This is a genomic window from Pseudomonas sp. FP215 (assembly GCF_030687795.1).
GTDB classification, from domain to species: Bacteria; Pseudomonadota; Gammaproteobacteria; order Pseudomonadales; family Pseudomonadaceae; genus Aquipseudomonas; species Aquipseudomonas salmasensis.
This window is the reverse complement of sequence record NZ_CP117447.1, coordinates 4,940,590-4,954,020: the sequence shown is the minus strand read 5'-3', so window position 1 is coordinate 4,954,020 and position 13,431 is coordinate 4,940,590. Positions and strand designations below refer to the sequence as shown.

Genomic DNA, 13,431 nt, shown 5'->3' with positions numbered 1-13,431 from the left:
TTAACGCGGTGCCCTTGCGTTCTTCGCGAGCAAGCTCGCTCCTACAGTTGGGAGTTGGGTCAGTGCATTACTGAGTTGGGCGGCAGGTGCCCGAGCCGCTCGGTCAGGCGCAGACGCTGGATCGGGTCATCGCTGAGCATCAGGGCGTGTTCCAGGTCGAAGCGTTCGGCGCTGGGGCAATCCAGGCGTTGATACAGGCTGGCGCGCGCCAGGTAGTCGGAGGCGCTGGCGTTGCCCAGTTCCAGTACGCGCTCGGCGTCCACCAGGGCCGCCAACGGTTCGTCGTTGGCAAGGTAGAGTTGGCGCAGGTTGCGCGACAGCCGTTGCAGGATCGCCCGTGGCTCGGCAGTCAGCAGGTGGTCGGCCTGCAATTTCAGCTTCTCCCCGTATTGGCGCGCCAGCAACTCGCGACAGTCGTTAGGGTACAGGCGCCGGCCGCCGCAAGGGTCCAGCAGGTGATCGGCACCCGGTACCCGCAGCAGGAAGTGCCCGGGGAAGTTCACGCCGACCATGGGGATATCCAGGCGTCGTGCCATCTCCAGGGCGATCAGGCCCATGGCCAAGGGTTGCCCGCGTTTGCGTTGCAGCACTTTGTCCAGCAGCGCGGCGGCGGGGCGCAATGGCGTATGGTCATCCTGGGCAAACCCAAGGTCATTCAGGCGTCGCAGCAGCGGTTGGCCGAGTTCATCCGCCGGTAGCAGGGGCATGCCCAGGCTGACCTGTTGTTGCAGCGCGCCAAGCTCGTGCAGGATCAGCGCCGGCTGCACGCTGGCGTCATGCTCGGCAGCAATCCACAGCGCGGCTTCGAACAGCGCGGGGGGTGAACGGTCCAGGCAGGCGAAAAAAGCTGTGCGGGGGTTCATCGAGTTCTCCGGCGTATGCCCCCGTTTTAGCCTTGCTGAGAATTTTCGTCCAGCATCTTGAGAGATATCCCACGCGCTTATGTCGTAGATCCTACGAAAACGCGCGGCTTATTCCAGCGCAATCCAGCAGTTTTCTGCCGCAAGCCTATACTTGGCCCACTACCAGAAGTGATTCGGGAGCTCATTGATGTTTGCGCTCATGCACAGCACCCGCCTTGAATCGCTGCACCTGAGCGTTGATCCGGTGACCGGCTTGAAGGCGATCATCGCCATCCACAACAGTCGCCTGGGCCCAGCGTTGGGTGGCTGTCGTTACCTGGCTTACCCTAATGATGAAACCGCCGTAGCCGATGCTGCGCGCCTGGCGCAAGGCATGAGCTACAAAGCCGCACTGGCCGGGCTGCCGGTGGGCGGTGGCACGGCGGTGATCATCCGCCCCGTGCACGTGGAAAGCCGTGCGGCGCTGTTCGAGGCGTTTGGCCGTTGTGTGGAAAAACTCGACGGCCGCTTCATCACCTCGATCGACAGCGGCACCTCGGTCGCCGACATGGACTGCATCGCCCAGAACACCCGCTTTGTCACCAGCACCACCGCCGCCGGCGACCCCGCGCCCCATGCTGCCATGGGAGTGTTCGCCGGTATCCGCACCACCGCTATGGCGCGCCTGGGCAGCGACAACCTCGAGGGCCTGCGCGTCGCGGTACAGGGCCTGGGCAATGTCGGTTACGCCCTTGCCGAGCAACTGCATGCCGCCGGTGCCGAGCTGCTGGTCAGCGACATCGATCACGGCAAGGTGCAACTGGCCATGCAGCAACTGGGCGCCCACCCGATTGCCAACGACGCCTTGCTCAGCACCCCGTGCGACATTCTTGCGCCCTGCGGCGTCGGCGCAGTATTCAACCGTAACAGCGTCGGCCAGCTGCGTTGCGCCGCCGTGGCGGGTTCGGCCAGCGCGCAACTGACCAACCTGGACATCGCCGACCAATTGGAAGGCCGCGGCATCCTCTACGCACCGGACTATGTGATCAACTCTGGCGGGCTGATCTACGTCGCCCTCAAACACGCCGGCACCGACCTGCCCGGCATCACCGCGCACCTGTCAAACATCGGCAGCCGCCTGACCGAAATCTTCGCCCACGCCCAAGCCGAAAAACGCTCGCCCGCACGGGTGGCTGATGAGCTGGCCGAACGCCTGCTGTACAAATAGGCCAGGCATTAAAAAGGCCCTGAATCCATGATTCAGGGCCTGTTCAATTCGGGCTTTACTCCGCCGCCGGGTTCAGCAACTCGGACAATGCGTCCGGCTGGCTCTTGAACGCCTTGGCAAACACATCGCGGTTCTTCGCCATGTAGATCCCGGCTTCTTCCACCTGCTGCTCGCTCAACGACGGCACGGCTTTTTGCAACACCTCTGCCAGCAACTCAGCGAGTTCAAGCATCTTGTCATGACGGTCAGCTTCGGCTTTATCCATGAACAAACGCTCCAGATCTCGGCTGCTGCGGTATACCACTTCGACGGCCATTCACCACCTCACATGCCTTCACGATAGTTTTCTTTTGCGACTACTGTATTTATATACAGCTAAAAGGATAAGCCAAACGTTGGGGTTTGGATAGTAGGTTTTTAATGTAGTTGGGAAATGGGGGGCTGAACCGGAAATTTCGCACAGCACGCTGAGGTCGATGGTTCCCACGCTCGATCCTTCCCACGCTCCGCGTGGGAATGCATCCCGTGACGCTCCGCGTCACCCACGAGCAGGTCTGAGGGACGCGGAGCGTCCCAGGCGGCGTTCCCACGCGGAGCGTGGGAACGATCGGGGGGGTAATTTAAGTGCCTCGTGTCACACGGCCACCATCTTATGCTCCAGCCCTGGCCTTTTTTCTGCATGCAGAACAACCGTCACGTCCACCCCGCATTATCCGGTCGAGCCGACCTAAGGAAGCATCATCGTGAAAATCAACTGGGCCGAAAGGCTGCGTCAGCAAGTACATGGGCTGGCCGAGTCGCTGGGTAATCTGTTTGTCGAGTCGTTCCATTACCTGGCGCTGTTCGCCATTGGTGCGGTGACCGCCTGGGCGGCGGTGATGGAGTTCCTGGGGATGCTGGAGAACGGGCACATCAAGATTGATGACATCTTGCTGCTGTTCATCTACCTGGAATTGGGCGCGATGGTCGGGATTTACTTCAAGACCAACCACATGCCGGTGCGCTTTTTGATCTACGTGGCGATCACCGCGCTCACGCGTTTGCTGATCTCCAACGTGTCCCATCACAACCCGCCAGACCTGGGCATCATCTACCTGTGCGGCGGCATTTTGCTGTTGGCGTTTGCGATCCTGGTGGTGCGCTACGCCTCGTCGGCCTTCCCTTCGGTGAAGGTCGAAAGCCCGCGTCGCAAGGGCGAGGCGAGCCTGGAGACCGAGAAGGGCGAGCTTTAAAGCCCGACGCTGAAGGGTAGGGTACGGGCGGGCGGGCGCTGCAGGAGTTTGTGGCTGTCGCCGTCCGTCATCAGCTCCAGGATTTGCACGGCGCTGTGGCCCTGTTCGATGGCGATGCCGAACTGGATGCTTTGCACCAGGCGCTTGAGGCGTTGCGGGTCGTTGCGTTGTTCGGCGCTGATCATGCGCTTGGCCACCACGCCGGTCTCGTTCGAGAGCGTGAGCATGATGCTGCCGTCCAGCCGTTGGATACTCAGGTTGACGCGGTATTGGGGGCTGAACGTGTCGGTGATGATCTGAAAAGGATTGTCCATGGTGCGTTACCGCCTGATAAGAACATGCAGTCATTGACGGCCGGTGTCGGGATTAGTTCGCATTCCCTGACCACCGGCCAAATTCCGTTTTCCTCAAAAGCTCTACAGCAAAGGCCGTGCCGTACAGCGATTTACCCGGCACAGAAAACCAAATGTGGGAGCGGGCTTGCTCGCGAAGGCGGTGTATCAGCCAACAAATACTTGGCTGAAGCACTGCATTCGCGAGCAAGCCCGCTCCCACATTATTTTTGGCTGTTTTTGAGATCAGTGAGCTAATTCAGGGCATCACGGAAAAAACGATCGCAGACAGCGCAATCAGCCCGATGACCACCACAAACACATTCGATGCCTGGCCTGAATACTGGCGCAAAGATGGCACTCGGCGGATCGCGTACATCGGCATCAGGAACAGCAGGCACGCGATGATCGGCCCGCCCATGGTTTCGATCATGCCCAGGATGCTCGGGTTGAAGGTGGCCACGGCCCAGCAGGTCAGCACCATGAACAACGCGGTGCAGCGTTCCAGCCATTTCGCCGACATCGAACGGTTGCGCCCGCGCAGGGATTTGACGATCAAGCCTTGGAAGCCTTCGCTGGCACCAATGTAGTGGCCCAGGAAGGATTTGGTGATCGCCACCAGCGCGATCAACGGCGCGGCGTAGGCGATCACCGGCGTCTGGAAGTGGTTCGCCAGGTACGACAGGATCGAGATGTTCTGCGCCTTGGCCGCGGCCAGGTCAGCCGGTGACAGCGCCAGCACGCAGCTGAAGCAGAAGAACATCACGGTCAGCACCATCATGCCGTGGGCGGTGGCCAGGATGCCGCTGCTTTTGCGCTCGGCCTGGGCGCCGTAGACGCGCTTTTGGTCCACGGCAAAGGCGGAGATGATCGGTGAATGGTTGAACGAGAACACCATCACCGGGATCGCCAGCCACAACGTCTTGAAGAACAGCGGCAGCGGCATGCCCTCGCTGGCCGAGGCGAAGAACGCGCCGTTCCAGTTGGGGATCAGGCTGAATGCAAGCAGTAGCAGGGCGGCCACGAAGGGGTACACCAGCACGCTCATGGCCTTGACGATCACGCCCTGGCCGCAACGCACAATAGCCATCAGGCCGAGGATCAGCACCAGCGACAGAATCGCCCGGGGCGGCGGCGCCATGTGCAATTGGTGCTCCATGAAACTGCCCAGGGTGTTGGTCAGCGCCACGCTGTACACCAGCAGGATCGGGAAGATCGCAAAAAAGTAGAGCAGGGTGATCAGCTTGCCGGCGCCGACACCAAAGTGTTCCTCGACTACTTCGGTGATGTCGCCGGATTTGCCTGACAACACAAAACGCGTCAGCCCACGGTGAGCGAAGAAAGTCATCGGGAAGGCCAGCACTGCCAGCACGATCAGCGGCCAGAAACCGCCGACGCCGGCATTGATCGGCAGGAACAGGGTGCCCGCGCCGATGGCGGTGCCATAGAGGCCGAGCATCCAGGTGGTGTCGTGTTTGGTCCAGCCGGTGGTTACTGTGTTTTCTCTGACATCGGGATTTTCGGCAGCAGGTGTACGTACATCAGTCATCGGTATTGCCTCGTTATTATTTTTGCGCGGGCTCACGTTGGGGCGGGTAGCAGTGCTCCGATCAGCACTCCACCCAGCTGACCGCCAGGCCGCCCCGTGAAGTTTCTTTGTATTTGTCATGCATATCGGCGCCGGTATCGCGCATGGTGCGGATCACCCGGTCGAGGGAGATGAAGTGCTTGCCGTCACCGCGCAGGGCCATCTGCGTGGCGTTGATCGCCTTGACCGCCGCGATGGCATTGCGCTCGATGCAGGGCACCTGCACCAGGCCGCCAACCGGGTCGCAGGTCAAGCCGAGGTTGTGTTCCAGGCCGATTTCGGCGGCGTTTTCCAGTTGTTCCGGGGTGGCGCCGAGGATATCGGCCAGGCCGGCAGCGGCCATGGCGCAGGCCGAGCCTACTTCGCCCTGGCAGCCGACTTCGGCGCCGGAGATGGAGGCGTTTTTCTTGCAGAGGATGCCGACGGCGGCAGCGGCGAGGAAGAAGTTGACCACGTCGTCGTCCGACGCGTCGGCGTTGAACTTCATGTAGTAGTGCAGCACGGCGGGGATGATCCCGGCCGCGCCATTGGTCGGCGCGGTGACCATGCGCCCGCCGGCGGCGTTTTCTTCGTTGACGGCGAGGGCGAACAGATTGACCCACTCCATGGCCGACAAGGTCGAGGTGATCACGTTGGGCTTGCCGATTTCCAGCAGGCTGCGGTGCAATTTCGCGGCGCGACGCGGCACATCCAGGCCGCCGGGCAGGATGCCTTCATCGCGCAGGCCCTGTTCCACGCATTCGCGCATCACCGACCAGATATGCAGCAGGCCGCTGCGGATTTCTTCGTCGCTGCGCCACGCCCGTTCATTGGCCATCATCAGTTCGGATACCCGCAGGCCGTGCTTGTTGCACAAGGCCAGCAGTTCTACGGCGCTGGAAAAGTCATAGGGCAATTGCACATCGCTGCTGGGCGCAACGCCTGATGCGGCTTCGGCGGCTTCGATGATGAAACCACCGCCCACCGAGTAATAGGTTTGTTCGCTCAGCAGGCCGCTGTCGCCATAGGCGTGCAGGGACATGGCATTGGGGTGGTAGGGCAGGCTTTCGTCCAGCAGCAACAGGTCGGTGTGCCAGTTGAAGGCAATTTCCTGTTGGCCGGCCAGCAGCAGCCGGCCGGACTCGCGCAATTGCTGGATACGCCCGCTGATCGAGGTGGGGTCGACGCGGTCTGGCCATTCGCCCATCAGGCCCATCACACAGGCACGGTCGGTGGCATGGCCGACGCCGGTAGCGGACAGCGAGCCATACAGGCGCACTTCGACGCGACGGGTTTGGCTGAGCACATGCTGGTCGGTCAGGGCTTGGGCGAACGTCGCGGCAGCGCGCATCGGGCCGACGGTGTGGGAGCTGGAAGGGCCGATGCCCACCTTGAATAGATCGAAAACACTGATAGCCATGCTAAAGCCTTACAAGCAATGGAGTAGAAATCGCTGCCATGTTTTGTAGAGCAGGCGGAATTGGCGCGATACTGAGCCTCTGGCTCGGCACTGACCAACGAATTATCCTAAGACACCCTTTAGCAGGACTAAACGCTATGACCCGCCCCCTCCACGGCCAGACCTATGTCTGGTTGCACGTGTTTTCCTGCGCTGCACGGCATCTGTCGTTCACCCGCTGCGCCGAAGAACTGCACATCACGCCGGGAGCGGTGAGCCAGCAAATTCGCCAGTTGGAGGAGCGCCTGGGCTTTCGGCTGTTTCATCGGCGTGCGCGGGGGGTGGAACTCAGCGCCGAGGGGCAGCGCCTGGCGGCCGTGGTGGGGGAGGCTTACGGCAGCATTGATGCAGAGTTGCAGCGCCTGGACGCCGGGATGATCAGCGGTACCTTGCGCCTGCGTTCGATCCCCTCGTTTCTGGGCAAGTGGCTGACCCCGCGTCTGCCGCGCTTTCAGCAACGTTTTCCGGACATTCAACTGCGCATGGTCGCCGAAGACAGCAGCATCGCCCTGCATGAAGGCGACTTCGACCTGGCCATCGACCTCAACGACGGCAGCTACCCTGGGTTGTTATCCACAGCCCTGTTGGATGAACAGATATTCCCGGTGTGCGCCCCCAGCCTGTTGCGTGGCCGCCCGCCCTTGCATGGCCCGGCGGACCTGGCGCATTTCCCGCTGCTGCACGACATCACGGCCTGGCGTGGGAGTTATGAATATGCCGAGTGGGAGTTTTACCTCAATGCCATCGGCTACCACGGCGCCGACGTGCGGCGCGGGCACACCTTCAACCGCAACCACCTGACCATCGAAGCCGCCATTGCCGGCATGGGCGTGGCGATTGCCCGGCGCACCTTGCTGAACGATGAACTGGAGCGCGGCACTTTGATCGTGCCGTTCGGCCTGGCGGTGCCCAACCATAAACGCTACGTGCTGCTGTATGCGCCGGGGGCGTTGAACCATCCGGGCGTGCGTGCGGTGCATGACTGGCTGGTGGAGGAAGCAGGGATTTTTCGCGGATTGCACCCGTTGGGAGAGGGGCAATTGTGAGTTTGGCAGGGCGTAAGAAGATGTAACTAACTCCCCACCCTAACAGCGTTTTTGCTCGTCGTCAGGGTTAATTTGTAATGTAGGATTTATCTTTGCAAAGGGCTTGAATTGTTTCAGCAGGTGCTCAATTGTGTAATCAAGAGGTCATGGTTTCACCACCCCGGTGTTGCAGTTTGTGACCTCTGGCGAGCTAGCTGAAATAAGGGAAGAACTATGCAAATCCAAGTCAATAGCGATAACCATATTGAAAGCAGCATCCGACTGGAGGAGTGGGTACGTACTACCATTGAGAGCACGCTCGAACGCTACGAAGAAGACCTGACCCGTGTGGAGGTCTACCTGCGGGACGAGAACGGCGATAAGCCCGGCCCCCACGATTTGAGTTGCCGTCTGGAAGCACGGCCAAAGGGCCATCAGCCGCTGTCGGTGTGCGCCAAGGGCGATACCCTGGAGCAGGCGATTGACAGTGCGGCGAACAAGCTCGAACACGCACTGGAACATCTGTTTGGCAAACTGCAAGGCAAGCCGCGCGCTGCCGGTAAAAACCAGCCAATCAACAAAGTGAACGAAGACGCGTTGGAAGAGGAATTTCTGGAAAACGAAAACGCTGCCATTAACGGCTGATTGTTTTTTCATTCCCCCACTGAAAACGGGCCTGCACATGCAGGCCCGTTTTTCGTTCAGCGCTCGCGCCGGAAGAAATGCCGGCTCAACAGCGCCAACCCGCTAGCGCCCAAGCCCGCAAACAGCATGGCCCAGCCGGCGCCGCTGCGTAGCGCTGTTTGCGCATCATGAACGGTCAGCCCCGGCGCATCCAACTTGCCGGCGGCAATATGCTGGCTGAGGCTTGCCCACTCCAACGTCGTGCTGGCAGGCAGCACATGGGCCAGGTGATGGCTGATTCCCAACAACAGCACCAGGCCCATCAGCGCGATATTGAGCGCGAGGGTGATCAGCCGTGCGCTGAAGTCGATGCCCGAGGCCATGCCGGCGCGGTCAGCCGAGACTGAACCGGTGGTGGTGTTGGTGGTGGGGGAGTTCGTCAGCCCCAGTCCTATGCCTGCGATCACGCAACTGAGCAGCACCAGCGCGATGCTGGGTTGTTCGGCAACATTGACGATGGCCATTGCCACGAATCCCGCGCCCATCGTGCCCAGGCCCAGGGGGATGATGCGTTCGGCGCCAAAACGCAGGGCCAGGCGTTCGGCCAGCGGCGGCACCAGCAAAGTGGGCAAGGTGTAAGCGAGCAAGGCGCCGCCAGTGGTCAGCGTGTCGTAACCCAAGCCCGCCTGGAAGTACAATGGCAGGTAGATCATGAACGGCCAGAAGCTGAAGTTCATGCCGATCGAGCCCATCAACGCGCCGTTGAAACGTTGGATGCGCAATACCGAGAAGTCAAACATCGGGTGGGCACTGCGCCGCTCAATCCAGATAAACAGCAGCAGCCCGAAGACCGACAGGCCAGCCCAGCCGAGCATCGCCGAGGTGCCAAAGCCGATTTCGCTGCCCTGGGTGATGAAATAGACCAGCGCAAACACCGTGAGTGTCATGGTCAGCATGCCGGCGATGTCGAGGCGATGGCTGGCCGGGTCGCGGGATTCCTGCACCCTGATGTGCAACAACGCCAAGGTGAACAGGGTCAGCGGTACGTGCACCAGGAACACCCAGCGCCAGTCCGCCACGGCCAGGATCAAGGCCCCCACCATCGGCCCGAAACCCAGGCCCACGCCAGCGATCACGCCCCATATCGCGAAGGCCCGCGCACGCGTCGCGGGTTCGCGGAACTGGTGGGACAATATCGCGAACTGGCAAATCATCATTGCTCCGGCGCCGATACCTTGAACAAACCGCGCCACGATCAGCGTGGCGGCGCTGTCGGCCAGCCCACAGGCCAATGAAGCTAGCCCGAACAGCCATAGGCACACCACCAATACGCGCCGACGACCAAAGCGATCCGCCAAGGTGCCCGCCGCCATGAGTACGCTGGTACAGGCCAGGGTGTAGGCATTCATGATCCATTGGGCGTCTTGAAAGCCGGTGCCCAGTTCCTGTTCCAGCGTAGGCAGGATCACCGGCACGCTGGAGATTTCCAGGCCGAACATCAGGGCCACCAGGCAGACAGCGGTGAGGGCCATGCCGTTCCTGGCGGTACGCGGGGGAGTGAGGGCCGAGAGTGCGGCGGCGCGGGGCATACGACATTCCTTTCGAGAGCGGGAGGGGCTATTCTCTCGGGAATAAGGTTCTTTATTGGCGACAACTTTTCCATTGATAAGGGAACAAAGGGCGACAATTAAGCATGGCTACCCCACGTTTTGATGGCGTCGAACTCTTTTTGCAGATTGTCGAAAGCGGCAATCTCACCGAAGCCGCCGAACGCCTGAACCTCACGCGCTCGGCGGTGGGCAAGGGCCTGGCGCGGCTGGAAGCGCGCTTGGGCACTTGCCTGTTACAGCGCTCCACTCGGCGCCAGCGGTTGACCGAGGACGGGCAGGCGTACTACGAGCATTGCCTGCGCGCATTGGCGGAGCTGGAGGCGGCCGAGTCGGTGTTGGAAAGCGGCCGTCAGCAACCCCGCGGGCGTTTGCGAGTGAGCGTACCCCTGGCGTTTGGTCATCACTATGCCGCGCCAGCGTTGTGGGCCCTGATGGACAGCTATCCGGAACTGGAAATCGACCTTTGTTTTTCCGACCGCATGATCGACTTGGTGCAGGAAGGCTTCGATATCGCTGTGCGCATCGGCCCGTTGCCCGACACCGACCGCCTGAGTGCACGGCGCTTGGGAGAGCAGGCCATGGGGCTGGCGGCGTCACCGGCGTATTTGCAGCGCAAGGGCGCCATTGAAAGTATCGAAGACCTGGCCGTTCATCGTGGCATTGCTTACCGCAGCAACACCGCGCAGTGTTCGCGCCTGGCTTCGCCCTTGATCGTGGACGACCTCCAGGCCGTGGCCGATGCCGCCATCGCGGGCGTGGGCCTGGCCTGGTTGCCGAGTTGGTTGATTGCCCACTATGCGCTACGTGGGCAGTTGCAGGCCGTGCTGCCCAGCTACCGTGAGCAACCTGCGCCGATCCATGTGATCTGGCCGACGGCGGCGCATATGCCGGCCAAGACGCGGTGTGCCATTGACGCGTTGGTGGCCGCTACCCCCAGTTGCCTGGCGGGCAGTTAGATCCTGAACACACTGAAAACCATCTGTAGGAGCGAGCTTGCTCGCGAAAAACATCAACGATAACGCGTGTTTGCTGAATGAACGCGGCGCCTGTGAGTTTTTCGCGAGCAAGCTCGCTCCTACAAAATGCGGTCAGAACGCGATAGAAGTTTGCACATACACCGTGCGCGGCTCACCCACGTACTTGCCCTTGTTGTTGTCATCAAACGAGCGGGTGTAGTACTGCTTGTTGAAGATGTTCTTCACCCCCACCGCCACATTCAAATCCGACAACTGCGGGCCGAAGTCATAGGCTGCGCGGCTGCTGAACAGCATGTAGCCGGGGATGCGGCCATTGGCACCGTCGGCGCTTTCGGCCTGGGTGTTGGCGTTGTCGGCGAACTGGCTGCTCTGGTAGCTGCTGTCCACATTCAGCTTCCATGGGCCTTCGGTGTAACCCACGCCGAGGGTACCTTTGTGCTTGGAGGAGAAGGGCACGCGGTTGCCTTTGTTCGGGCCGTCTTCGCGGATGGTCGCGTCCACATAGGCGTAGGTAGCGTACACATCAAACCCTGCCAGCGCCGGGCTCAGGCCATCGAGAGCGTAGTTGATGCTCGACTCGATGCCCTGGTGGCGCGTTTCACCCCGGGCAATCACCGTGTCGTTGGTCTGGTTGCTGTCGTACTGGTTGTCGAAGTTGATCAGGAACGCACCGATTTCCGCGCGCAGGTTGCCGTTGTCATAGCGCGTGCCGAGTTCCCAGGTGCGGGCTTTTTCCGGTTTCACTTCGCCGCTGTTCACGCGGTTGGGCATCTGGCTGTATTGCACGCTGCCGAACGAGCCTTCGGTGTTGGCGTAGAGGTTCCAGTCGTCGGTGAGGTGGTAGAGCACGTTCAGCGCCGGGAGTGCGGTGTTGTAGTCGCCCTTGTATTTGACGTTGCTCAGGTTGTTGGTCTGCTGGGACTCGATCATCTCGTAGCGAATGCCTGGGGTGATGGTCCACTTGCCGATGTCGATGCGGTCGTCGATGAAGAACGCATTGGCTTCGGTGCCGCCGCGTGTGTCGCGGTCGTTGCGGCTGTTGGTGGTGGGGATTTGCTGGTTGGCGGCAATCGGCGTGCGGTAACGCAGCTCATGGCCGGCTTCATTGATGTAGCGGTAGCCCACGCCGACTTCATGGCTGGTAGGGCCGAGGTCAAAGCCTTGGGCGAAGCGCGTCTCCAGGCCGCGTACCCAATATTCCCGTGGCGACAGTGACAGGAAACTGCCCTGGTCCAGGTAACCGCTGCGCAGGGTCTTGGTGAAGAAACTGTTGACCGTGAATTCGCGGCGGTCCTGCTCGTAGCGATAGCCGACGTTGAACATCGTACGGCGGCCCCAGAACTTGTCGTAGGGGCGTGTGGACTGGTACGGATCAGCCTTGTAGTCCTTGACGTTCAAACCGCCCGGCATATCGGCCTGGCCTTCGTAGTACTGCGCCATGGCGTTGAAGCTGTTGGCGTCGTCCAGCTGGTATTTGCCCTTGAGGATCAGGTCGTCGATGCGCGTGTTGCTGTTTTCCCGACAATCGCCGCCGCGGGTGCCGGAGTACAGCAGCGCACCGCCCAAGCCATTGTCGGCGGTGCCGCCCGCCAGCAGGTTACCGGTGGTCTTGAAACCGTCGTGGCTGGAGGAGGGGCTGGTCTCGGTCTGCAAACCGCCCTTGACCGTCGGCGCATCCGGGATAGCCCGGGTGACGAAGTTGACGATGCCACCCACGTTTTGCGGGCCGTAGCGCACCGCACCGCCGCCGCGTACTACATCCACCGCGTCCATGTTGCCCATGCTGATCGGCGCAAAGGAGAGTTGTGGCTGGCCGTACGGCGCGAAGGGCACCGGGATGCCATCCATCAGCACGGTGGAGCGCGACGCCAGGCGTGGGTTGAGCCCGCGAATGCCGAAGTTCAGCGCCATGTCGTGGCTACCGGTGCCGTTGTTGTCCGGGGCGTTGACGCCGGGGATGCGGTTGAGCACATCGCGGGCCTGGGTGGCGCCCTGGCGTTCGAATTCTTCGCGGCGGATCACATCACGGGCGCCGGGGTGCTCGAACACGTTGGTTTGCGCCGCGTCACCGAGCCAGTCGCCGACCACGTTGGATGTCTGCAGCTCCAGGGTCGCGGGGGCGCCGGCCGGTTGCAGGCTGTAGGCGTTATCACCCTCGGCGCGAGCTTGCAGGCCGGTGCCTTCCAGCAGTTTCTGCAGGCCTTCGGCTGCGCTGAAGTTGCCGGACAAACCAGGGCTTTGCATACCGGCGGTCACTGCCGAACCGAAGGACACCAGCACACCGGCTTCACGCCCGAATTGATTCAAGGCCGCTTCCAAAGTGGTTGGCGCAATGTGGTACGCCTTGGCGTCGGCCGCCATCACCGCCGGCAGTGCGGTCAGGCTGAGGCTGGCGCCGAGCAGGAGTTGGCGCAGTGTACGGGCGAGAAGCGTCGGTTGCTGGGGCATGAAGGGCGGTCCTGAGAAGGAAGGATCAAGGGGGCTTTCCTTCTCTGTCACGCCAGGTGCGGAAAACGGCTCACAGTTGCAAAAAAT

General features: G+C 61.4%; 12 protein-coding genes. 5 read left to right on the top strand and 7 right to left on the bottom strand.

Features of this window, described 5'->3' with window-relative positions; genetic code table 11:
* Positions 1-59: 59 nt before the first annotated feature.
* Positions 60-863 (bottom strand): SirB1 family protein, encoded by an 804-nt coding sequence (locus PSH76_RS22440; protein WP_032893436.1) that lies wholly within the window; start codon positions 861-863, stop codon positions 60-62.
* Positions 864-1,050: 187 nt separating this feature from the next.
* On the opposite strand from PSH76_RS22440, the gene PSH76_RS22435 reads away from it, so the two are divergent.
* Positions 1,051-2,070, top strand: a complete 1,020-nt coding sequence (locus PSH76_RS22435; RefSeq protein WP_044272022.1) for a Glu/Leu/Phe/Val dehydrogenase dimerization domain-containing protein — start codon at positions 1,051-1,053, stop codon at positions 2,068-2,070.
* 55 nt (positions 2,071-2,125) lie between these two features.
* Here PSH76_RS22435 and PSH76_RS22430 read toward each other — a convergent pair whose 3' ends face one another.
* A complete protein-coding gene (locus tag PSH76_RS22430; protein WP_003188807.1) occupies positions 2,126-2,386 on the bottom strand; it encodes a YebG family protein in 261 nt (86 codons plus the stop codon).
* 427 nt (positions 2,387-2,813) lie between these two features.
* Here PSH76_RS22430 and PSH76_RS22425 point away from each other — a divergent pair, with 427 nt between their 5' ends.
* Positions 2,814-3,302, top strand: a complete 489-nt coding sequence (locus tag PSH76_RS22425; protein WP_014717052.1) for a phosphate-starvation-inducible protein PsiE — start codon at positions 2,814-2,816, stop codon at positions 3,300-3,302.
* Here the strand turns inward: PSH76_RS22425 and PSH76_RS22420 are convergent.
* The 3 genes from PSH76_RS22420 to PSH76_RS22410 all read right to left on the bottom strand — a co-directional run bounded on the left by PSH76_RS22420 (position 3,299) and on the right by PSH76_RS22410 (position 6,621).
* The gene (locus tag PSH76_RS22420; protein WP_032893434.1) at positions 3,299-3,616 is read right to left on the bottom strand and encodes a DUF3509 domain-containing protein; all 318 of its coding nucleotides are present in this window, start codon (positions 3,614-3,616) and stop codon (positions 3,299-3,301) included. The two genes, PSH76_RS22425 and PSH76_RS22420, sit on opposite strands and share 4 nt — an antisense overlap.
* Positions 3,617-3,893: 277 nt before the next feature.
* Complete coding sequence (locus PSH76_RS22415) at positions 3,894-5,183, bottom strand: serine/threonine transporter (protein ID WP_305492943.1); 1,290 nt, start codon at positions 5,181-5,183, stop codon at positions 3,894-3,896.
* Positions 5,184-5,244: 61 nt separating this feature from the next.
* Positions 5,245-6,621: an L-serine ammonia-lyase gene (locus PSH76_RS22410; protein ID WP_305492942.1), complete on the bottom strand. Its 1,377-nt coding sequence runs from the start codon at positions 6,619-6,621 to the stop codon at positions 5,245-5,247.
* Positions 6,622-6,758: 137 nt separating this feature from the next.
* Between PSH76_RS22410 and PSH76_RS22405 the strand changes: the two genes are divergently transcribed.
* Both PSH76_RS22405 and PSH76_RS22400 read left to right on the top strand, forming a co-directional pair.
* Complete coding sequence (locus tag PSH76_RS22405) at positions 6,759-7,706, top strand: LysR substrate-binding domain-containing protein (protein WP_032893426.1); 948 nt, start codon at positions 6,759-6,761, stop codon at positions 7,704-7,706.
* A 213-nt stretch (positions 7,707-7,919) separates the two neighbouring features.
* The gene (locus PSH76_RS22400) at positions 7,920-8,330 is read left to right on the top strand and encodes an HPF/RaiA family ribosome-associated protein (RefSeq protein WP_305492941.1); all 411 of its coding nucleotides are present in this window, start codon (positions 7,920-7,922) and stop codon (positions 8,328-8,330) included.
* Between the two features lie 56 nt (positions 8,331-8,386).
* Here the strand turns inward: PSH76_RS22400 and PSH76_RS22395 are convergent, their stop codons facing one another.
* Positions 8,387-9,898 carry an MFS transporter gene (locus PSH76_RS22395; protein WP_305492940.1) on the bottom strand — a complete coding sequence of 504 codons (1,512 nt, stop codon included), beginning with the start codon at positions 9,896-9,898 and terminating at the stop codon, positions 8,387-8,389.
* Positions 9,899-10,002: 104 nt separating this feature from the next.
* Between PSH76_RS22395 and PSH76_RS22390 the strand changes: the two genes are divergently transcribed.
* Entirely contained in the window at positions 10,003-10,875 is an 873-nt protein-coding gene (locus PSH76_RS22390; protein WP_032893424.1) for a LysR family transcriptional regulator, read from the top strand.
* Between the two features lie 132 nt (positions 10,876-11,007).
* Here the strand turns inward: PSH76_RS22390 and fecA are convergent, their stop codons facing one another.
* On the bottom strand, positions 11,008-13,344 hold the full coding sequence (fecA, locus tag PSH76_RS22385; RefSeq protein ID WP_305492939.1) for a TonB-dependent Fe(3+) dicitrate receptor FecA: 2,337 nt from the start codon (positions 13,342-13,344) through the stop codon (positions 11,008-11,010).
* Positions 13,345-13,431: the final 87 nt, after the last annotated feature.

Coding starts and splice junctions, on each gene's coding strand:
- PSH76_RS22410 (WP_305492942.1), bottom strand. CDS start 6,621: ATGGCTATCAGTGTTTTCGATCTATTCAAGGTGGGCATCGGCCCTTCC.
- PSH76_RS22390 (WP_032893424.1), top strand. CDS start 10,003: ATGGCTACCCCACGTTTTGATGGCGTCGAACTCTTTTTGCAGATTGTC.
- PSH76_RS22435 (WP_044272022.1), top strand. CDS start 1,051: ATGTTTGCGCTCATGCACAGCACCCGCCTTGAATCGCTGCACCTGAGC.
- PSH76_RS22405 (WP_032893426.1), top strand. CDS start 6,759: ATGACCCGCCCCCTCCACGGCCAGACCTATGTCTGGTTGCACGTGTTT.
- PSH76_RS22415 (WP_305492943.1), bottom strand. CDS start 5,183: ATGACTGATGTACGTACACCTGCTGCCGAAAATCCCGATGTCAGAGAA.
- PSH76_RS22430 (WP_003188807.1), bottom strand. CDS start 2,386: ATGGCCGTCGAAGTGGTATACCGCAGCAGCCGAGATCTGGAGCGTTTG.
- PSH76_RS22400 (WP_305492941.1), top strand. CDS start 7,920: ATGCAAATCCAAGTCAATAGCGATAACCATATTGAAAGCAGCATCCGA.
- fecA (WP_305492939.1), bottom strand. CDS start 13,344: ATGCCCCAGCAACCGACGCTTCTCGCCCGTACACTGCGCCAACTCCTG.
- PSH76_RS22420 (WP_032893434.1), bottom strand. CDS start 3,616: ATGGACAATCCTTTTCAGATCATCACCGACACGTTCAGCCCCCAATAC.
- PSH76_RS22440 (WP_032893436.1), bottom strand. CDS start 863: ATGAACCCCCGCACAGCTTTTTTCGCCTGCCTGGACCGTTCACCCCCC.
- PSH76_RS22395 (WP_305492940.1), bottom strand. CDS start 9,898: ATGCCCCGCGCCGCCGCACTCTCGGCCCTCACTCCCCCGCGTACCGCC.